Source organism: Roseateles sp. P5_E4, assembly GCF_054049255.1.
Map to the genome: position 1 here is coordinate 243,946 of NZ_JBFUMS010000007.1, position 18,648 is coordinate 262,593.

At 65.4% G+C, this 18,648-nt stretch carries 16 protein-coding genes and 1 pseudogene; 11 read left to right on the forward strand and 6 right to left on the reverse strand.

Features of this window, described 5'->3' with window-relative positions:
- Positions 1-262 precede the first annotated feature (262 nt).
- The 4 genes from dnaN (at position 263) to ACXJLH_RS15755 (ending at position 4,633) form a co-directional block, all read left to right on the forward strand.
- Positions 263-1,375 (forward strand): DNA polymerase III subunit beta, encoded by a 1,113-nt coding sequence (gene dnaN / locus ACXJLH_RS15740; RefSeq protein WP_457445097.1) that lies wholly within the window; start codon positions 263-265, stop codon positions 1,373-1,375.
- A gap of 109 nt (positions 1,376-1,484) precedes the next feature.
- Positions 1,485-4,034, forward strand: a complete 2,550-nt coding sequence (gyrB, locus tag ACXJLH_RS15745; RefSeq protein ID WP_457353512.1) for a DNA topoisomerase (ATP-hydrolyzing) subunit B — start codon at positions 1,485-1,487, stop codon at positions 4,032-4,034.
- Positions 4,035-4,071: 37 nt separating this feature from the next.
- Positions 4,072-4,386 carry a nucleotidyltransferase family protein gene (locus ACXJLH_RS15750; protein ID WP_457445099.1) on the forward strand — a complete coding sequence of 105 codons (315 nt, stop codon included), beginning with the start codon at positions 4,072-4,074 and terminating at the stop codon, positions 4,384-4,386.
- Positions 4,376-4,633: a HepT-like ribonuclease domain-containing protein gene (locus ACXJLH_RS15755; RefSeq protein WP_457445101.1), complete on the forward strand. Its 258-nt coding sequence runs from the start codon at positions 4,376-4,378 to the stop codon at positions 4,631-4,633. Before ACXJLH_RS15750 ends, ACXJLH_RS15755 begins: the two co-directional genes overlap by 11 nt.
- On the opposite strand, the gene ACXJLH_RS15760 is transcribed toward ACXJLH_RS15755, so the two are convergent.
- Positions 4,579-6,171: a tetratricopeptide repeat-containing sulfotransferase family protein gene (locus ACXJLH_RS15760; protein WP_457445103.1), complete on the reverse strand. Its 1,593-nt coding sequence runs from the start codon at positions 6,169-6,171 to the stop codon at positions 4,579-4,581. The two genes, ACXJLH_RS15755 and ACXJLH_RS15760, sit on opposite strands and share 55 nt — an antisense overlap.
- The gene (locus ACXJLH_RS15765; protein ID WP_457445104.1) at positions 6,168-6,305 is read right to left on the reverse strand and encodes a hypothetical protein; all 138 of its coding nucleotides are present in this window, start codon (positions 6,303-6,305) and stop codon (positions 6,168-6,170) included. Before ACXJLH_RS15765 ends, ACXJLH_RS15760 begins: the two co-directional genes overlap by 4 nt.
- Positions 6,306-6,381: 76 nt before the next feature.
- Between ACXJLH_RS15765 and gyrB (ACXJLH_RS15770) the strand changes: the two are divergent.
- From gyrB (ACXJLH_RS15770) to ACXJLH_RS15795, 6 genes and pseudogenes are all read left to right on the forward strand, one after another.
- Positions 6,382-6,669 (forward strand): annotated as a pseudogene (gyrB, locus tag ACXJLH_RS15770) (DNA gyrase subunit B); the annotation flags it as partial.
- 355 nt (positions 6,670-7,024) lie between these two features.
- Positions 7,025-8,557, forward strand: a complete 1,533-nt coding sequence (locus ACXJLH_RS15775; RefSeq protein WP_457445106.1) for a hypothetical protein — start codon at positions 7,025-7,027, stop codon at positions 8,555-8,557.
- A gap of 90 nt (positions 8,558-8,647) precedes the next feature.
- On the forward strand, positions 8,648-9,298 hold the full coding sequence (locus tag ACXJLH_RS15780; RefSeq protein WP_457445107.1) for a hypothetical protein: 651 nt from the start codon (positions 8,648-8,650) through the stop codon (positions 9,296-9,298).
- A gap of 137 nt (positions 9,299-9,435) precedes the next feature.
- Complete coding sequence (locus ACXJLH_RS15785) at positions 9,436-10,569, forward strand: DUF3883 domain-containing protein (protein ID WP_457445109.1); 1,134 nt, start codon at positions 9,436-9,438, stop codon at positions 10,567-10,569.
- A 9-nt stretch (positions 10,570-10,578) separates the two neighbouring features.
- Positions 10,579-10,929: a nucleotide pyrophosphohydrolase gene (locus ACXJLH_RS15790; protein WP_457445111.1), complete on the forward strand. Its 351-nt coding sequence runs from the start codon at positions 10,579-10,581 to the stop codon at positions 10,927-10,929.
- A 4-nt stretch (positions 10,930-10,933) separates the two neighbouring features.
- The gene (locus ACXJLH_RS15795) at positions 10,934-13,321 is read left to right on the forward strand and encodes a DNA/RNA helicase domain-containing protein (protein WP_457445113.1); all 2,388 of its coding nucleotides are present in this window, start codon (positions 10,934-10,936) and stop codon (positions 13,319-13,321) included.
- Between the two features lie 24 nt (positions 13,322-13,345).
- Here the strand turns inward: ACXJLH_RS15795 and ACXJLH_RS15800 are convergent, their stop codons facing one another.
- Positions 13,346-14,299, reverse strand: coding sequence for an alpha/beta hydrolase (locus tag ACXJLH_RS15800; RefSeq protein WP_457445115.1), 954 nt, complete (start codon positions 14,297-14,299; stop codon positions 13,346-13,348).
- Positions 14,300-14,645: 346 nt separating this feature from the next.
- On the opposite strand from ACXJLH_RS15800, the gene ACXJLH_RS15805 reads away from it, so the two are divergent.
- A complete protein-coding gene (locus tag ACXJLH_RS15805) occupies positions 14,646-15,899 on the forward strand; it encodes a D-alanyl-D-alanine carboxypeptidase family protein (RefSeq protein ID WP_457445117.1) in 1,254 nt (417 codons plus the stop codon).
- A 15-nt stretch (positions 15,900-15,914) separates the two neighbouring features.
- Here ACXJLH_RS15805 and ACXJLH_RS15810 read toward each other — a convergent pair whose 3' ends face one another.
- From ACXJLH_RS15810 to ACXJLH_RS15820, 3 genes are read right to left on the reverse strand one after another with little or no spacing between them, the layout of a single operon-like run.
- Positions 15,915-16,670 (reverse strand): ThuA domain-containing protein, encoded by a 756-nt coding sequence (locus ACXJLH_RS15810; protein ID WP_457445118.1) that lies wholly within the window; start codon positions 16,668-16,670, stop codon positions 15,915-15,917.
- Positions 16,667-17,530: an alpha/beta hydrolase gene (locus ACXJLH_RS15815; protein WP_457445120.1), complete on the reverse strand. Its 864-nt coding sequence runs from the start codon at positions 17,528-17,530 to the stop codon at positions 16,667-16,669. Before ACXJLH_RS15815 ends, ACXJLH_RS15810 begins: the two co-directional genes overlap by 4 nt.
- Positions 17,531-17,576: 46 nt before the next feature.
- Positions 17,577-18,533: a DMT family transporter gene (locus tag ACXJLH_RS15820; RefSeq protein ID WP_457445122.1), complete on the reverse strand. Its 957-nt coding sequence runs from the start codon at positions 18,531-18,533 to the stop codon at positions 17,577-17,579.
- Between the last annotated feature and the right edge of the window lie 115 nt (positions 18,534-18,648).

Genomic DNA, 18,648 nt, shown 5'->3' on the forward strand with positions numbered 1-18,648 from the left:
GCGCTACCGCTTGGCCCGTACGGCCAGCCTGCACGGGAATTTCTCCAAGAAAAGGCAGGTTCGGCCGCCAACTCACGCAATTTAGTTCCGAGTCAGCCCGCGCTGCTCAGCCGGGCGACTCCGCCTCCGGGTTGTCCCGTAGCCTCCGAGACAGCCCTCTCGGCCGGCCGGGCACCGTTTCCGGGCGACAATCGCAGCTTCGCGCGCGCGTTGTGCTTGGGCGCGCCGAAACTGCCCCCCAGAGATCCCCCAAGAGGCCTCCATGATCGTTTTGAAAGCTCCCCAGGATCAGGTGCTCGGCGCGCTGCAAGCGGTGTCCGGCATCGTCGAGCGGCGCCACACGCTGCCCATCCTGGCCAATGTGCTGATCCGCAAGACCGGCAACCAGGTGGAGCTCACGACCAGCGACCTCGAGATCCAGGTGCGCACCACGGTCCAGTTCGACGGCGACACCGGCAACCTGCAAACCACCGTCGGCGCCCGCAAGCTGATCGACATCCTGCGCTCCATGCCGGCCGACCAGGTCGTCAGCCTGACCAGCAACCAGAACAAGATGACCCTGCAGGGCGGCAAAAGCCGCTTCACGCTGCAGACCCTGCCGGCCGACGACTTCCCCCTCGTGCAGGAAGCCGCCGACTTCGGCCCCGCCTTCAGCGTGCCGCAAAAGGCGCTCAAGGGGCTGATCAACCAGGTCCACTTCGCCATGGCGGTGCACGACATCCGCTACTACCTCAACGGCATCCTGTTCGTCGCCGAAGGCAAGAACCTGACGCTGGTGGCCACCGACGGCCACCGCCTGGCCCTGGCCCAGGCCGAGCTGGACACCGACATCCCCAAGCAGGAAGTCATCCTGCCCCGCAAGACCGTGCTGGAACTGCAGCGCCTCTTGAAGGACGGCAAGGAAGATGACGCCATCGAGATGCGCTTTGCCGGCAACCAGGCCAAGTTCTCTTTCAGCGGCATGGAGTTCGTCACCAAGCTGGTCGAGGGCAAGTTCCCCGACTACAACCGCGTCATCCCCAAGAGCCACAAGTTCCGCCTGACGCTGGGCCGCGCGCCGCTGCTGTCCAGCCTGCAGCGCGCCGCCATCCTGACCAGCGAGAAGTTCAAGGCCGTGCGCCTGACCTTCGAGCCGGGCCTGCTGTCCATCGCGTCCAGCAACGCCGAGCAGGAAGAAGCCAAGGAAGAGATCGAGATCGACTACGCCGGCGACAAGATCGAAACCGGCTTCAACGTCACCTACCTGATGGACGCCCTGGCCAACATGAGCCAGGACATGGTCTGCATCGACCTGAACGACAGCGCCAGCAGCGCGCTGCTGACCATCCCCGACACGACGGGATTCAAGTACGTGGTCATGCCTATGAGGATCTAGCGATCCTCATAGGCACGTGTGCCTGAATGTGGCGCACCCCCTGCCCCCGCCAAGCGGGGGTTCTAGCCAGACAGCAGTAGCGGCCGCTTGCGGCCTTGAGTACCTTCCAATGAGTGATGTTTCCAGCAGTGCCGACCACCCCGATGGCCTGAACGCCAACCAGCAGGCGGCCGCCGCGGCCGAGGCCAAATCGGGCGCGGTGTACGACGCCGATTCCATCCAGATCCTGGAAGGCCTGGAAGCCGTGCGCAAGCGCCCCGGCATGTACATCGGCGACACCTCCGACGGCACCGGCCTGCACCACCTCGTGTTTGAAGTGGTGGACAACTCCATCGACGAGGCCCTGGCCGGCCACTGCGACGACATCGTCGTCACCATCCACACCGACAACTCCATCTCCGTCATCGACAACGGCCGCGGCATCCCCACCGGCGTCAAGATGGATGACAAGCACGAGCCCAAGCGCTCGGCCGCCGAGATCGCGCTGACCGAGCTGCACGCCGGCGGCAAGTTCAACCAGAACAGCTACAAGGTCTCGGGCGGCCTGCACGGCGTGGGCGTGTCCTGCGTCAACGGCCTGTCCAAGTTCCTGCGCCTGACCGTGCGCCAGAACGGCAAGGTGCACTTCATGGAGTTCGCCAAGGGCATCCCGCAGGACCGCGAGATCGTCATGGTCAACGGCTTCGAAACCAGCCCGATGAAGGTCATCGGCGAGACCGACAAACGCGGCACGGAAGTCCACTTCCTGCCCGACACCGAGATCTTCAAAGAGAACAACGACTACCACTACGACATCCTCGCCAAGCGCCTGCGCGAGCTCTCGTTCCTGAACAACGGCGTCAAGATCCGCCTCGTCGACGAGCGCAACAACAAGGAAGACAACTTCGCCTACGCCGGCGGCGTGAAGGGCTTTGTCGAGTTCATCAACAAGGGCAAGACCACCCTGCACCCGAACATCTTCCACGCCCAGGGCGACAAGATGAGCGACCAGCAGACCAACATCGGCGTCGAAGTGGCGATGCAGTGGAACGACGGCTTCAACGAGAACGTCCTCTGCTTCACCAACAACATCCCGCAGCGCGACGGCGGCACCCACTTGACCGGCCTGCGCGCCGCGATGACCCGCGTCATCAACAAATACATCGACGACAACGAGCTGGCCAAGAAGGCCAAGGTCGAAGTCGCCGGTGACGACATGCGCGAAGGCCTCGCGTGCGTCGTGTCCGTCAAGGTGCCCGAGCCCAAGTTCAGCTCGCAGACGAAAGACAAGCTCGTCAGCTCGGAAGTGCGCGGCCCGGTGGAAGACATCGTCTCCCGCCTGCTGACCGACTATCTGCTCGAGAACCCCACCGACGCCAAGATCATCTGCGGCAAGATCCTCGACGCCGCCCGCGCCCGCGAGGCCGCCCGCAAGGCCCGCGAGATGACGCGCCGCAAGGGCGTGCTCGACGGCCTGGGCCTGCCCGGCAAGCTGGCCGACTGCCAGGAAAAAGACCCGGCGCTGTGCGAGATCTACATCGTCGAGGGCGACTCCGCCGGCGGCTCCGCCAAGCAGGGCCGCGACCGCAAGTTCCAGGCCATCCTGCCGCTGCGCGGCAAGATCCTGAACGTCGAGAAGGCTCGCTACGAGAAGCTGCTGACCAGCAATGAAATCCTGACGCTGATCACGGCCCTGGGCACCGGCATCGGCCGCGGCGCGGGGGGTGATGACTTCAACCCCGACAAGCTCCGCTACCACCGCATCATCATCATGACCGACGCGGACGTGGACGGCGCCCACATCCGCACCCTGCTGCTGACCTTCTTCTACCGCCAGATGCCCGAGCTCTGCGAGCGCGGCCACATCTACATCGCGCAGCCGCCGCTGTACAAGGTCAAGGTCGGCAAGCACGAGCAGTACCTGAAGGACGCGCCCGAGCTCGACAGCTTCCTGCTCAAGGTCGCGCTGCAGGATGCGAGCCTGGACACCGGCACCGGCAACACGCTCAAGGGCGACACCCTCGACACGCTGGCCCGCAAATACGTGGCCGCGCAGTCCGTCATCGCGCGCCTGTCCAACTGGATGGACATTGAAGCCCTGCACGTGCTGGCCAACGGCCTGGCTCTCAAGCTTGACACCCACGAGGACGCCGACGCCAGCGCCGCCAGCCTCAAGGGCCTGCTGCACGACGCGCTGGTGACGGTGGAGACCGACCCGCGCACCGACAAGTTCTTCCTGAAGATCGCCCGCACCCACCACGGCAACGTGCGCGCCAGCGTCATCCACGCCGACTTCGTGCACGGCGCCGACTACGAAGTGCTGGCCGACGCGGGCCTCAGCTTCCAAGGCCTCATCCAGGCCGGCGCCATCGTGCGCAAGGGCGAGGGCGAGAAGGCCAAGGAAAGCAAGGTCGACGACTTCCGCGCCGCGATGGCCTGGCTCATGCTGCAGGCTGAAAGCGCCGTCGGCCGCCAGCGCTACAAGGGCCTGGGCGAGATGAACCCCGAACAGCTCTGGGAAACGACCATGGACCCCACCGTGCGCCGCCTGCTGCGCGTGCAGATCGACGACGCCATCGAGGCGGACAAGGTCTTCACGATGCTGATGGGCGACGAGGTGGAGCCGCGGCGCGACTTCATCGAAACCAACGCCTTGCGCGCTGGCAACATCGACGTTTGACGTTGACGCGGCCCCGCGCAACGGCTTGAATCCGCTCATGCAAGTCCCGGCCCTTGTCACCGAGCGGAGCGAAGCCATTGCGGAGCTTTGCAAGCAAGCCCATGCGCGGCGGCTGGACCTGTTCGGGGCAGCGGTCCGGGAGGACTTCGACGCCAGGTCCAGCGATCTCGACTTCCTCGTCGTGTTCGAAGACCTCCCGCCCGTGCGTTATGCCGAGGCGTTCTTCGAACTGAAGCGCGGCCTGGAACGGCTGTTCGCCCGGCCGGTCGACTTGGTGGTGGAGCGTGCGATCCGCAACCCGTACTTCAAGCAACGGGTGAGCGCAGAGCGGCAGCCGGTATATGGCGCCTGACCTGCGCAAGTACATCTGGAATGCCAAGGAAGCCGCCGCGCGTGCGCTGCGATTCACAGCCGGCAAGTCTCTTGATGACTACGTGGGTGATGAGCTGCTGCGCTCTGCCGTCGAGCGCCAGTTCCTGATCCTTGGCGAAGCCCTGGGACGGGTGCGTCAGTTGGACCCGAACTTGGCCTCACGCATCGCCGATCACTCCCCTGTCGCGGCGAAACGATCGCGCAGCGGGTCGAGCAGCGGGCCGTAGCGCTGCCCCGGCGTCGACGCGGCGCGCATCGGCTGGCGCACCTGCAGCGCGCTCGGCGTGCGGATCGCGCGCGCCGTCTCGTGGAAGCGCAGGCAGGCCGGCTCGAAGTCGAGGCCGCAGGCGGCGAGCAGCGCGTGGATGCCGGCGTCCGGGTCGGCGACGAGGTCCTCGTACCGTTGCACGACGAAGCGTCCCGGGTACCGCTCGGCCCAGAAGCGGGCGAGCGCTTCGTAGGCGCGCCAGTACGCCGCGAGCCCGTCGAAGCTGTAAGTGAAGTGCACCATGCCCGGCCCGAAGAGCTGCTTGTAGCAGGACCACGCGGTCTCCACCGGGTCGCGGCGGCAGTCGATGATGCGAGCCCCGGGCAGCATGCGCATCACGGCGCCGGCATAGAGCCAGTTCTCGGGCAGCTTGTCGGTGGCGATTGGCTTGCCGGTGCGCCAGCGCGCGCTCGCCCGCAAGTAGGCGTCGCCGAGCCGCCGCCAGTCAGCGTCGCTGGCATCGGCGGCCCAGGCCGGGAACGGCTTGCCGCGCCGGCGAGATTCGGCGTCGAGCAGCTGCGGCAGGTACGGCAGCTCGCTCGCGCCTTCGACCTGCGAGTGGCTCGCGAGGATCTGCTCGACAAGCGTCGTCCCCGACCGCGGCAGCCCGACGAGGAAGATGACCTCGCGCCCCGGCCCGTCCTGCGGCGGCGGCGGCGCGCCGGCGAACGCGGCGCGGATCGCGTCGACGTGGCGCGCGAACGCCGCGGTGTCCCACGGCCGCGACGCGCGTGCCGCATCGTTCGCCGCGCACAGGACCCGGAACGCGTCGGCGTGCCGGCCCGCGTTCTCCAGCCCGTGGCCGAGGGCGAAGCGCAGGAACAGCCGTTCCTCCGCCGGCATCGTCGTCGGCGGCGCGGCGGCCTTCGCCTCGAGCTGCGCCAGCTCGTCGGCGGTCATCGGCACGACCTTCAGGTCGGCCAGCGTGAACCACGCGTGCGCGACCAGCTCGCCGCGCGCGATCAGGTGCCGGCAATCCGCGGCCGCGACATCGCCATGGCCGAGCGCCGTGGCGCAGCGTGCGCGTTGCAGCCGGGCGAGCGGCGCCGCCGGGTCCAGCGCGACGGCGCGCTGCACGGCGTCGTATGCCGCCGCCGGCTCGCCGGCGTTGTCGTGCTCGAACGACAGCCCCAGCCAGTCGGCCGATGTCGTCGCGTGTGCCTCGCCTTCGCGCAGCGTCGCGACCACCGCAGCGTGGTCGTGCGCGTGCTCCTGCGCGGCCGCGAGCTGTGAGCGGAGGTCGAAGTCCCCGGGCCGCTGCGCGAGCGCGCGCGCGAGGTCCTGCGTCGCGCCTTCCCAGTCGTCGTCGCCGGCGCGGCAGACCGCGCGCAGGCGCAAGACCTCCGGGTGATCCGGCGCGCTGCGCGCCAGATCGAGCAGCAGCACCCCCGCGTACATGCGGTCGCCCGCCTGTAGCGCCTGCGTGGCGCGGGCCAGCTGCTGCACGTCGGCAGGCTTCAGCCCGTGCAGCGGATCGCTCGACACGGCGCGCTTCATGCCCGTCTCACGACGAGACGCGCCGCCTGTGCGATCGTGGACTTGCCGGCGCCGGGCAGGCCGGTCAGCCAGGGCACTGCGGCGCGTGGCAACGGTTTGCCGCCGCGTTCATCGGGAACGGGTCGTGAAATCATGCGGCGGATTGTGGCGCCGCGCGCGGCGGGCTCCGCGGCTGTCGCCGCGATGCGCCTCCCGCGAGCCAGCGATGACAAGGACAAGGAAAGCAAAGTCGAAGACTTCCGCGCCGCCATGGCCTGGCTCATGCAGCAAGCCGAGGGGGCCGTCGGCCGCCAGCGCTACAAGGGCCAGGGCGAGATGAACCCCGAGCAGCTCTGGGAAACGACCATGGACCCCACCGTGCGCCGCCTGCTGCGCGTGCAGATCGACGACGCCATCGAGGCGGACAAGGTCTTCACGATGTTGATGGGCGACGAGGTGGAGCCACGGAGGGACTTCATTGAGACCAACGCGCTGCGCGCTGGGAATATCGACGTCTGACGTTGGACGCTGTCGGGTGACACAGAGCTATGCCAAGTGGCTGAAAGGCGCTTGTCGTCGTTAATGCAAGGCCCGGGTGACCGGGCCTTGTTGCATTTGGGCGGGTGATACGCCGCAAGTGCACCAAAAGTCGAACGGAGTCTTTGTCGAAACAAAGAAAACTGAAGGACGAGGTTGGTACAGAACCTGCAGCACCTTTTTCTATCGCGGCCGCTGCCGGCCCCCTGAAGACGATGGACGACCATAGCTAACCTGCCATCGCAGCGAATGGACCTTTGCCCATGGCGCCCACTTTGCACTTACTCACGGCGCCCTGCACACTAGGGGGATAAAAGCGCATCTGCAGGGAGCGGACATGGCGACGGATTCGGTCGATGGCTTCGAGGAAGCCCTAGTTCCAATTTACTTCTCTGACGTCTTCGAGGTCGACGAGGCCATCGTCGATGACTACGGTGCCTTTAACGTGGCCCTTGTCAACGACCTGCCCTTGTTCGTAGACCCGTTCCTGCTTTTCGACAGCGAGGACGACAAGTACAAGGCCCTGCACGACAGCATTATTCAGTACCTTGTGTTCCTCAAAGAACGGACTCTTGAAGGCGAGTTAAGCCGTGGCGATGTCACCCAGTGGCTGCTGTTCCGGGAGGTCAAGCAGAACTGGCTGGGGTTCAGTCAGGTCGGCAACGGCGGCACCGGCCTAGGCATCAACTTCGCCCAGTCTCTGGCGCAAAACCTCAGAACCGTCTTCCGGGATTTCGGCGGCGAGACCAGGACCGCGAGTAGCCATCTCGAGAAGTTAGGGCTGCTGAGCAACGGCGTCGGCCGAGACCACCTCAGCGACTTCACTACCAATCTCATCAAGGGATTTCTCCTTGAGTACACCCAGGCGTTTGCTCGCCAGCATCTTCGCGCTGAGCACGTCCGACGGTTTCGCATCGACAAGGTTGCTTTCGACTACCACACGCGCAGGTGGACGAACGGCTACTTTGATTTGCCCTTTTTTGACAACGACTTCGTGCTGCTAACGCCGAAGGACATTCTCACGCGCGAGGCGGCTTGGATTAACCAAGCGGACATGCTGTCGCAGTTCACTCAGATTCAAGTGGCGGTCGATGACGACCACATGCGGGAGCGTGTCAACGACCACTTTTTGCGACAAATCAACGAGCAGAGCACTAACAAAGAGCGCAAGGAGGCGGCACTCAGGACCATTGCGGCTAATCCTGAGTTGCTGGACATCTACATCAAGCTAAAGGAAGAGGATGCGCCGGAAGCTCACACGCAGAGTGACCTCAAGGTCAAGGCGACCGAGGTCCAATTTGTTGAGAACGTCCGCCAGCTTTCCCTGCTATTGACTCAGCTTCGCGAGGCGCTTCCACCCGCCGGTACCGCTGATCCGGCGGCGTCCGGTGACGCCCACGCGGTTGCCCTGGATGAAGCCCGACGTCGCGTTCTGTACTTGAAGCACGTCATCGAGGACAACGACGGTTACCGAGTTTTCTACATTGATGGCAAGGCCGTGAAGCGTGAAAGCGACCTCCAGACGATGTTCCGCCTGACATGGTGCGCCACAGCCTTCGATGCAAACGCCGAGGTGAACAACGGCCGAGGTCCAGTGGATTTCAAGATTTCGAAAGGCAAGGAGAACGCCAGCCTCGTCGAGTTCAAGCTGGCGAGTAACACCAGCCTTGAACGTAACTTGCGCAAACAGGTCGACATTTACGAGCAGGCGAGCAACACGTCGCGGTCGTTGAAGGTCATCTTGTTTTTCACGGAGTCTGAGTACGGCAGGGTCGTAGGGATTCTTCAGGACCTCAAGCTGACTGACAGCCCGGACATCATCCTCATCGACGCGAACCGGGATAACAAACCGTCGGCCTCTAAGGCTTGAATGCTGTCCGCTATAGATTTGATTCGCTATGTACCAACGTACATGGCTTCGGAGAGTCGTAACGCAACCATCCAACGATAAGGGAGCTGTATGGGAGAAGCCAAGAGACGAGGTACGAGAGAAGAGCGGATTGCTCGAGCGAAGGCTAGGCCCGATTTCGCCCAGCGAGCAATGCCGGCATCATTCGATCGAATGTTGCAAATTCAACAAAAGGCCGAGCGCCTATTCGTAGGCTTGACGACACCCACAACCGTCAACGATCAGGTCGCTGAGTTCACCAAAACCTTAAGCGACAAAGTCCCAATCTTTTTGGATTGCCGGCCCGAACCATGGGCTCGGCAAAGTTGCTGCGACATGAATGTCGGCAGGTTCGTTGCGGAGCACGGTGGTGCAATGCTCTGCGGCTACCGCATTTGGTACAACGAGCCGCTCTATATCGAAGGTGAGCGGCACGCCGTGTGGACAGATGGAAGCGAGATCCGTGATGTGTCCTTCGCGGACTCAGGGGAGTCCAGAGTTCTCTTTGTCCCTGACATCCATGGATTCGAGTCAGCGCCAGCAAAAATTCGCTACGCATTCCGCACCGATGACAAATCGGCGCTTGCCGACTATGAAGCCATCCTGGCGCAGGTCCCGATCCACAAGTTCACCCCTGAGGAGGCGTGGAAGGAGATGCCTTCTTACGAGGAGTGGCTGTCCGGAAAGCGGATGCCGAACATGATTTCAGTCATAGAACCTTGATGTTATGAATTGGCCGAAAGTGACTACAAGGACACCGGCTACGGTGCGAGATGTCGGACCACGCCGTACGGTGCGGTGTTCATTCCCCCACTTGCGCGCAACTGGCATCGTGCATCGTGTCGCTTCGACTATCTGACTTGACGAGTCCAGCGGCCGTCCAGGCCGCGCTCGATGAATACGAGCAGCTGGGCAAAGAGGTCTTTCTTCGCAAACACGGCTTTGGCGAAGCCAGCAGCTACTTGGTGCGCAATCCGCGCACGCAAGGTTTGGCGGATTCCAAAGCTATCGTCGGCGTCGCACTGGCCTATCAGCATCCCGGCAGCGGCGGCCTCGGCGCCAAGGATTTTTCCGGCGGGGCGTTCACGGTCCAAAGAGCGCTGGAGCGACTCGGTTTTGCGGTTCTCCATCAACCCGCCGAGCCGCTGGCGGCGGGCACCGATTGGTCTCCCACAGAAGTGGCCGCTATCGTGGCCGACTACCTCTCCATGCTGCTGGCCGAGCTGAGTGGACAGTCCGTCAACAAGAACGCCCATCGCCGCGTCCTGCTGGGAAAGCTCAATGGCCGTTCCGAGTCGGCTGTCGAGTTCAAGCACGCCAACATCAGCGCAGCCATGTTGGAGTTGGGCCTGCCCTACATCAAAGGCTATCAGCCCCGAGCAAACTTCCAGCGAGATGCACTGCTGCGGGAAATCGAGGCGCAAGTCGTTCGACATGAGCGCCTGGATATGGTGGCGATGGAGGCTGCTCGCCGCGAAGCTATCGAGTTAGAGCGGGACGACTTCGCCACGGTGGCGGAGGCTCCGCCCGAAAGGAGTCTTGAAGTTCGGGAGCCGAGCCGCGCGTACCTGCGGCGAGCTTTTCGCCGTGACTACCTGGAGCAGGAAGCCGCCAATCGCTCACTGGGCCGCGCCGGCGAGGACTTCGTGGTTCGATTCGAGCGCTGGCGGTTGGCCCAACTGGGTGTGGGGCAACTGGCCGAACGCGTCGAGCACGTCGCGAAGACGCGTGGCGACGGCCTTGGGTACGACGTGCTGTCCTTCGCCTCCGACGGGGCGGAGCGATTCATTGAGGTCAAGACAACCTCGTTCGGCAAACGAACGCCCTTCTTCGTATCGTCTAATGAGGTCGAATTTGCACGCAGCGAGAGCGATCGCTTTCGGCTGTACAGAGTCTTCGACTTTCGCGTTGAACCCCGATTGTTCGAGCTGGAAGGGCAGATCGAAAACCACTGCCTGCTGGACCCTCACTCCTTCAAAGCTAGCCTGCTTTAGGACTTGCGTATGTCGGACTCATTGGATGACCTGAAGACACAACTGCGCCAGTTTGCGAAAGACCGCAACTGGGAGCAGTTCCACGCGCCGAAGAATCTCGCAATGGCATTGGCTGTGGAGGCTGCAGAGCTTCTGGAACCGTTCCAGTGGTTGACTGAAGAGCAGAGCCGCTCGCTGGACGCAGAGACCCGCGCGAAGGTGGAACAAGAGCTTGCCGACGTCCTGCTCTACCTCATCCAGTTAGCGGACCGACTGCATGTACCTCTGATCGAGGCTGCGCAGCAAAAGTTGGTACTCAACGCGCGTAAGTACCCCGTGGAGCTGGCGTTCGGCAGCGCCAAGAAATTGGACGAACGCTGAATCCATGCTGGTCTACCAAGCAACCAAGCAGCGATTTCTCCAAGACGCGAAGGGCGGTGACATCGAGGACGTCATCAGCGAGGCATACCGTGTCCGCACAGGCTCGCGTCCGCCACCGGGCGACATCGGGGCGTGGAAGGAGTCGCTGCTGCACATGGCCTTCGTGCTGGACGAGCCGCAGATTCCCGCCGACTGCGGCATCGCAGTCGAGTACCGGATTCCGCAGTCGATGAAGCGCGTGGACTTCATCATCACAGGCCGTGATGACCACGCGCGGGCCGCCGCCGTGATCGTCGAATTGAAGCGGTGGTCTTCTTCTCGGCGAACGGATATGGATGGCATCGTCGCCGCGCATCGCGGCGGTCAGTCCATCGAGGCCGAGGGCCCGCACCCGTCATATCAGGCGTGGACGTATGCGGCGCTGCTGAAGGGCTTCAACGAAGCGGTGTACGAGTCGGACGCCGAACTCAGGCCTTGCGCCTACCTGCACAACCACCCAGACGACGGCGAGATCAACCACCCCTTTTACGAGGAGCACCTCTCCCGGGCGCCCTTGTTTCTGAAGGGGCCGACCGAGCAACGGCGCCTTAAGGATTTCATCGTCAAGCATGTTCGTCATGGTGACGATGGGGCCCTCCTGTATCAATTGGAGGAGGGGCGAATCAGACCATCGCGGCCTCTAGCTGATGCGGTCCTGGGGCTGCTGAAGGGCCAACCGGAGTTCGTCTTGATTGACGACCAGAAGCTGGTCTATGAGGTTGCGGCGCGCCGAGCACTCGATGCGACAAAGGAGGGTGGGCGCAAGCAGGTCGTGCTGATTCAGGGCGGGCCTGGAACCGGGAAGTCCGTTGTCGCCATCAACTTGCTGGCAAAGCTGACGGGCGAGCGGTTGAACGTGCGGTACGTGTCGAAGAACGCAGCGCCTCGGGCAGTCTATGAATCGAAGCTGGTAGGAACGTTTCGCAAATCGGAGATCAGCAACTTCTTTTCCGGCAGCGGGGCATTCACCGAAACGGCTGGCGAGACCTTTGACGTTCTGGTCGTCGACGAGGCGCATCGGCTGAATCAGTTTTCCGGCTTGTATGGCAACCTCGGCGAGAACCAGATCAAGGAGTTGATTCAGTCATCGCGCTGCGCTGTCTTCTTCGCGGACGACGATCAAATCGTGACGTTGAAGGACATCGGACGCGTCGCGGCTCTGCGTGATTGGGCGCACAAGCTGGGAGCCCAGGTCACGGAGCTGAAGCTAAGTTCGCAGTTCCGCTGCAACGGGTCAGACGGCTATCTCAGCTGGCTCGACAACACGCTGCAGCTTCGGCCAACTGCGAACGAGCAGCTAGACACGGACGAATTCGATTTCCGCGTCGTCGATTCACCGGCCGAACTTCATCGGCTGATCGAGCAGCGTAACGCCGTGTCAGGCCGCGCCAGGGTGGTGGCGGGCTACTGCTGGGAGTGGGAGAGCAAGAAGAACCCCGCTGCCTACGACATCGAGATGCCGGAATATGGCTACCGGCGTCGCTGGAATCTCACCAAGGACGGCAGTCTCTGGATCGTTGCTCCGGAATCCGTGTCGGAAGTCGGCTGCATCCACACGTGCCAGGGCCTGGAGCTGGACTATGTGGGCGTCATCGTCGGCCCTGATCTGGCGGCCAATGGCGGGTCGATTCGCACAGTTCCGAAGGCGCGAGCGCGCCACGACCAGTCGCTGCGCGGACTCGGCAAATTGGACAAGCAGGAAGCGCAGGAGCAAGCCGAAGCCATCATCAAGAACACGTACCGGACACTCCTCACGCGTGGGATGAAGGGCTGCTACGTCTACTGCACCGATGCGGAACTTGCGGCCCACATCAGAAGCCGGCTGCGTGCACGAATCGAAGAGCCCGAGGCAATCGCCGAAGTCCTGCCATTCCGACGGCTGACTCCGAGCGAAGCAAGGAAGTCGCGATTCGCCGTGCCGCTGATTGACCTGAAGTTTGCGGCCGGCCGATTCGAAGAGACGCGTGATGGCAACGACTCGGACTGGGCAGAGCTACCTGAGCACTTCCACGTGAGCGAAGGCATGTTCGTCGCCCAGGTCATCGGCGAATCCATGAACCGCCAAATTCCAAACGGCGCATGGTGCCTGTTCCGCGAGTCACCGATGGGTACGCGACAAGGCAAGGTGGTCGTCGTTCGACATCACGCGATCGATGATCCCGACCTGGGCGGCCGGTACACCATCAAGCGCTACTTCAGCGACAAGAAGGCCGCGGACGGTGACGGGTGGCTTCACCAGCGCATCGAGTTGCGCCCGGACAGTGATCGCCTGGAATATCGCTCCATCGTGATCGAGCAAGCTGGAGAAGGTGATTTCGCCGTTGTGGCGGAGTTGCTCGCGGTGCTCGGTTGATTGGTCGGCGGCGCGCGACGCGCATCACCGCGCCACCGCGCCCAACAACCCCCGCTGCCTTAGCCAGTCCTCCACCCGCCTTGGCCAACCCGACGCCGTGCCCAGCCCATCCCGCATCCCGATCCCATGCCCGCCCTGCTCGAACACGTACAGCTCGGCCGGCACGCCGGCGCGGGTGAGGGCCTGGTAGTACAGGATGCTGTTCTGCACCGGCACGGTCTTGTCGCCCTGCGTGTGCAGCAGCACCGTGGGCGGGGTGGCGGCCGTGACCTGCTGCTCCAGGGAGGTCAGTGCCAGCAGTGCGGGGCCAGGCTCGGCACCGAGCAGCGCGCGGCGCGAGCCGGCGTGGGCGGCGGGGTCGGTCATCGTGATGACGGGGTAGACGAGGACGGCGAAGTCGGGACGGGCGCTGACGCTGTTGTCCAGCGCGGCGCCGGTGCGGCCGTCGGGGTGGTCGAACAGCGTGCTGGCGCTGGCCGCCAGGTGGCCGCCGGCGGAGCTGCCCATCACGCCGATGCGCTTGGGGTCCACGCCGAACTCGGCCGCGCGCGAGCGCACCAGGCGGATGGCGCGCAGCACGTCCTGCAGCGGCGCGGGGTGGCCCCACTCCTGCAGCCGGCTTTTCAGGATGAAGGTGGTGATGCCCAGCGTGCTCAGCCAGGCGGCGTACTGCTGGCCCTCGCGGTTGGCCGACAGATAGCTGTAGCCGCCTCCCGGGCACAGGATCACGGCCGTGGCGTTGGGGCGGTCCACGGCGGGCGGCACCACGGTGAGCGTAGGCACCGACACGTTGCCGATGCTGCCATTGGCGTCGACGCGCTCGGGGCCGAGATCCCCTCGTGTGGCGGGGGCATCCACCCGCACGGCGGCGGGCACGCCCTCGGGCCAGAGCGGCAGCACGTTCGGCGAGGGCGCGGCCCGGCTGAGCGGCGTCAGCAGGGTCAACAAGGGCGACAGGATCAACGGGCGGCGCTGCATGCGTTGGGCGGGCTCGGTCGCCCGTGCTCAGGTTTGTTGCGGTGCAGTTTGCCCGCGGGACGCGCTCATGGCGGTGAGTATTGGAAGCCAGCGCAGTTGTAGAGATTCGTGAGATCCCCATCGCCAGGGCCGTTGTGGGCATCCGAGGGGACACAATTGGCCCCCGAATCGCCTGGCGCGATCCCGTGCCGATGACATCCCGAGCGCGATTTCGCCGCCCCGGGCCGGTCCATCGGACACCTGGGGTGCGCTTCGCGCCAGCACAACGAACCGTCCATCTCAGTGATCAGAAAATTGATCGCGAGCTACCGAACTACCTATTGGCTTCTCCAGCAAGCATCTCTCCATGACCCGCACACCGCGCATTTCCCACCTGCTCCCCTGCGTTCTTGCCAGCGCGATCCTGATCGGCTCCGTCGGCCTCGCCAGCGCCGCATCGCATGCCAAGCCCCACGCGGCGGCCAAGAAGTCGAAGAAGGCTGCCGCCCCCGCCGAGCAGGCGATGACGACCGACGCGAGCGGGCAGTCGGTGCCGGTGCTCGAGAACAAGGCGTGGGTGCTGATGGACTTCAACACGGGCCATCTGCTCGCGTCGTCCAACCCGGACGAGCCGCTGCCGCCGGCGTCGCTCACCAAGATGATGACCAGCTATCTGGTCGAGCAGGGCCTGAAGAACGGCAAGCTCAAGCCCGACGAGATGGTCACCATGAGCGAGAGCGCCTGGTGCCGCGGCGGCAAGGACGGCGACAGCTGCATGTTCGTGCCGCTCAACGAGAAGGCCTCCTTGATGGACATGCTGCGCGGCGTGGTCATCGCCAGCGGCAACGACGCCTCCAAGGCGCTGGCCGAACACGTCGGCGGCTCGGAGGCCGGTTTCGTCACCCTGATGAATGCCGAAGCCGCCAAGCTCGGCATGACGAAGACGCACTTTGCGAACTCCGCGGGCCTGCCCGACCCCAACAACAAGGCCTCGGCGAAGGACCTCGCCGTGCTGGCCGCAGCCATCATCCGCAACAGCGCCGAGTACTACCCGATCTACGCCGAGCGCGAGTTCACGTACAACAAGATCAAGCAGGGCAACCGCAATGCACTGCTGTACACCGACTCGACCGTCGACGGGCTCAAGACCGGGCACACGGAGGACGCCGGCTATTGCCTGACCGCCTCGTCCAAGCGCAATGGCATGCGCCTGATCTCGGTCATCATGAACGCGAACAGCAAGCAGGCCCGCGCCGACCAGACCCGCGTGTTGTTCAACTGGGGCTACGCCAATTTCGAGGAAGCCACGCCGGCCCAGGCGGGCGCTGCGCTGGCCAACGCCAAGGTGGTGTACGGCGTGGCCCCCGAGGTGGCGGCGGGCTTGGCCAAGCCGTGGACGCTGGTGGTGCCCAAGGGCCAGGCCGCCGCGGTCAAGACCGAGCTGACGCTGAACCCGGGCCTGGAGGCGCCGATTGCCAAGGGGGCGGTGATCGGCAAGGCGGTCGCGGTGGCCAATGGCAAGACGCTGGGCGAGGTGCCGGTCGTCGCGCTGGCCGATGTGGAGCGCGCCGGCTTCTTCCTGCGCATCAAGCAGCGCATCTCCGGCTGGTTCTCGAAATAGGCCGAACCCGGGTCGTCAGCGTCCGGTGGCGGCCCACCAGATGCCACCCCAGAGGTGGTCCAGGTAGCGCTCGTCGCGGTACATGGCCTGGTTGTGGCCCAGCGCCGTGACGAAAACGCGGCCCTTTTCGTAGGCCTGCCACCAGCTCACCGGGTGGTCGGCGCCCATGCCCTTGGCGACTTGGCCGGGCCAGATCTTGGTGGGGTCGTAGCTGCGCTCGTCCACGGCCAGCACAGGGTTCACATTCACGCCATGCGGGTTGCTGAACTCGTACCACTCGTCTGACCAGATCCAGCGGTCCGGCAGGCCGAAGGTGGCGGGGTGGTTGGCATCGGCCTTGGTGACGACGGCCGTCTGCAGCATGGGGTGGATGACGAAGGAGCGGCCGACGAGCTTTTCGTACCAGGGCCACAGGCCCGGCTTGCTGATGATGGCGCGGTGCACGACGACGGCGTTGCCGCCGGCCTTCATGTAGCGCTCGAAGCCGGCGCGCTGAGCCTCGTTGAATTCCTCGCCCGAGCTGTTGAGCAGCACGACCGCCGCATACTTGCTCAAGTCGCCCTCGAAGGCGCCGGGCTGGGCCGTCCAGGTCAGCTCGAAGGCGTGCAGCCTGGCCAGCTTCTCGAAGCTCTCGCGCGCCACCGGGATGTACTCGTAGTGGTACTTGGTGGGCATGGCCAGCACGAGGACGGCGAACTGGGTGTCGGCAGCCAGGGCCGGCGCGGTGGCCACGGCGGCGGCCACCGCGAGGGCGTTCAGGGTTTTCTTCATCGTGCGGCCGATTCTTCCAGCAACCACCCGCCCAGCTGCCGCATCGCCGCGGGCGTGCGCGCCAGGCTGCGGTGGTTGGTGCCGGCGAGCTGGTGCACGGTCACGGCCGAGCCGGCGCGCTGCAGGGCGCGCACGAGGGTGTGTGAATGCGCGTGCGGCACCTGGCGGTCCTGCTCGGCCAGCAGCACCAGCACCTCGCAGTTCAGCGCGCCGGCGGCGGCGACGCTGTCCAGCGGCGAGCGCAGCCAGGGCGTCAACGGCGCGAGCAGCAGGTTGCGCCGCAGCACCGCGCGCAGGCTCTTCAGCGGCGTGATCAGCGCGACGCTGGCCACCGGGCGGCCGGCCGCGGCCTGGCGCGCCGCGAGCTGCATGGCCACGCCGGTGCCTAGGCTGCGGCCAGCCAGGTGCAGGGCGCCCGGCGGCAGCCCCAGCCGCGCCAGCCCCCAGGCCGCGGCGGCTTCGGCGTCGGCCACGCAGGCGGCCTCGGACGGCCAGCCGCCGCTCTCGCCCAGGCTGCGGTAGTTGAAGGCCAGCAGCGCGCAGTCGTCGGGCAGCCAGCCGGCAAGGTCGGGCGTCCAGGCGACGTTTTCGTTGCGACCGCCAAACCACAGCAGCAGGCGGCGCGGGGGCGGGGCATCCACCGGCACTGTCAGCCAGCCCTGCAACTGCACGCCGCCCGGGCGCGCCAGCCAGACGGCCTCGCTGCGCCGGCGCGCGGCAGCGGGGCCGGGGTCGGTGCGGCGGATGACCCAGGTGCGGCCGAACAGCAGCTTGCCCTGCAGGCCGATGAGGGCGGCCGGCAAGGCAAGCAGGGCGAGCAGGGCCCAGGCCCAGGGCAGGAGAGCGGTCAGCGGTGGCATGGGCCGAGGCTAGGCCGCCTGCATGACAGCGTGGTGAGCGCGGGCTTCAACGTGTGCAAGGCGCCGCGTTGCCCAGGGCCACGCGCGGCGCCGGCACCGCGGCGGCCTTGGGCGCCCACACCGTCAGCGCCAGGCCGAGGCCCACCAGCGCCGCGCCGGCGATCTCGTTGGCATGCGGCGCCTCGCCCATCACGGCGTGCACGGCGATGACCGACACCGGCACCATGTTCAGGAACAGCGTCCCCAGCGGCGCGCCGAGCTTCTTCACGCCGGCGTTGAAGGCCAGCACGGCAGCCACGGTGGGCACCAGGGCGATGTAGACGAGCTTCGGGCTCAGGCTCAGCAGCAGCTCGGCCGACGGCGCCTGGGCCCAGCCCAGCAGCGTGGCGAGCAGCGCCACCAACGCCAGCCCCGGCAGCGCGGCGATGGCCGTCAGCGCGGTGTACTCCAGCGGGCTGTGGTCGGGCACCTTGGCCATGGCGCGGGTGTAGAGCACCCAGCCCAGCGTGCCGGCCAGCGTGATGGCGTCGCCCAGCAGCATGCGGGCATTGATCTCGCTGGCCTGGCCGAGCAAGTTGGCCACGGTGGCCACACCCGTGAGCGCGAGTGCGGCGCCGAGGATGGCGCGCAGCGGCGGGCGTTGGCCGTCCAGCGCCCAGCGCAGCGCCATCGTCGTGAAGGGCATGGTGGCCATGATGACGGAGCCGTGCGAGGGCAGCGACAGGCGCAGGCCATGGAACACCATGATGCTGAACACGCCATAGCCGGCCAGGCCGACGAGGCTGTGGCGCAGCGCGTGGCGGCGCAGCTTGGCCCAGGGGTGGCTGCCGGCGAAGTGCACCAGCAAGGCCAGCACCGCGGTGGCCAGCGTGTAGCGGGAGAAGGTGAACCAGACGGGGTCGAGCTGGGCGACGACGGTCTTGCCGATCAGGAACAGGCTGCCCCAGGTGGAGGTGGCAAAGAGCAGGGCGGTGATGGCGCCGGGCCGGGTGTTGGCGGTCATGGAGGGTCTCCAGACGAATTTCAGTTCCACCACTTTGGGCGCCTCGCGCGAAACCATCCATTCGTTTCGGCCGACCGCCCCGTTCGGAAAATCCACACCCCCGCCCCGCCGCCCC

What these genes read in the sequence shown, in the direction of transcription:
- dnaN (WP_457445097.1), top strand. Translation starts at nt 263, where the DNA reads ATGATCGTTTTGAAAGCTCCCCAGGATCAGGTGCTCGGCGCGCTGCAA.
- gyrB (WP_457353512.1), top strand. Translation starts at nt 1,485, where the DNA reads ATGAGTGATGTTTCCAGCAGTGCCGACCACCCCGATGGCCTGAACGCC.
- ACXJLH_RS15750 (WP_457445099.1), top strand. Translation starts at nt 4,072, where the DNA reads ATGCAAGTCCCGGCCCTTGTCACCGAGCGGAGCGAAGCCATTGCGGAG.
- ACXJLH_RS15755 (WP_457445101.1), top strand. Translation starts at nt 4,376, where the DNA reads ATGGCGCCTGACCTGCGCAAGTACATCTGGAATGCCAAGGAAGCCGCC.
- ACXJLH_RS15760 (WP_457445103.1), bottom strand. Translation starts at nt 6,171, where the DNA reads ATGAAGCGCGCCGTGTCGAGCGATCCGCTGCACGGGCTGAAGCCTGCC.
- ACXJLH_RS15765 (WP_457445104.1), bottom strand. Translation starts at nt 6,305, where the DNA reads ATGATTTCACGACCCGTTCCCGATGAACGCGGCGGCAAACCGTTGCCA.
- ACXJLH_RS15775 (WP_457445106.1), top strand. Translation starts at nt 7,025, where the DNA reads ATGGCGACGGATTCGGTCGATGGCTTCGAGGAAGCCCTAGTTCCAATT.
- ACXJLH_RS15780 (WP_457445107.1), top strand. Translation starts at nt 8,648, where the DNA reads ATGGGAGAAGCCAAGAGACGAGGTACGAGAGAAGAGCGGATTGCTCGA.
- ACXJLH_RS15790 (WP_457445111.1), top strand. Translation starts at nt 10,579, where the DNA reads ATGTCGGACTCATTGGATGACCTGAAGACACAACTGCGCCAGTTTGCG.
- ACXJLH_RS15795 (WP_457445113.1), top strand. Translation starts at nt 10,934, where the DNA reads ATGCTGGTCTACCAAGCAACCAAGCAGCGATTTCTCCAAGACGCGAAG.
- ACXJLH_RS15800 (WP_457445115.1), bottom strand. Translation starts at nt 14,299, where the DNA reads ATGCAGCGCCGCCCGTTGATCCTGTCGCCCTTGTTGACCCTGCTGACG.
- ACXJLH_RS15805 (WP_457445117.1), top strand. Translation starts at nt 14,646, where the DNA reads ATGACCCGCACACCGCGCATTTCCCACCTGCTCCCCTGCGTTCTTGCC.
- ACXJLH_RS15810 (WP_457445118.1), bottom strand. Translation starts at nt 16,670, where the DNA reads ATGAAGAAAACCCTGAACGCCCTCGCGGTGGCCGCCGCCGTGGCCACC.
- ACXJLH_RS15815 (WP_457445120.1), bottom strand. Translation starts at nt 17,530, where the DNA reads ATGCCACCGCTGACCGCTCTCCTGCCCTGGGCCTGGGCCCTGCTCGCC.
- ACXJLH_RS15820 (WP_457445122.1), bottom strand. Translation starts at nt 18,533, where the DNA reads ATGACCGCCAACACCCGGCCCGGCGCCATCACCGCCCTGCTCTTTGCC.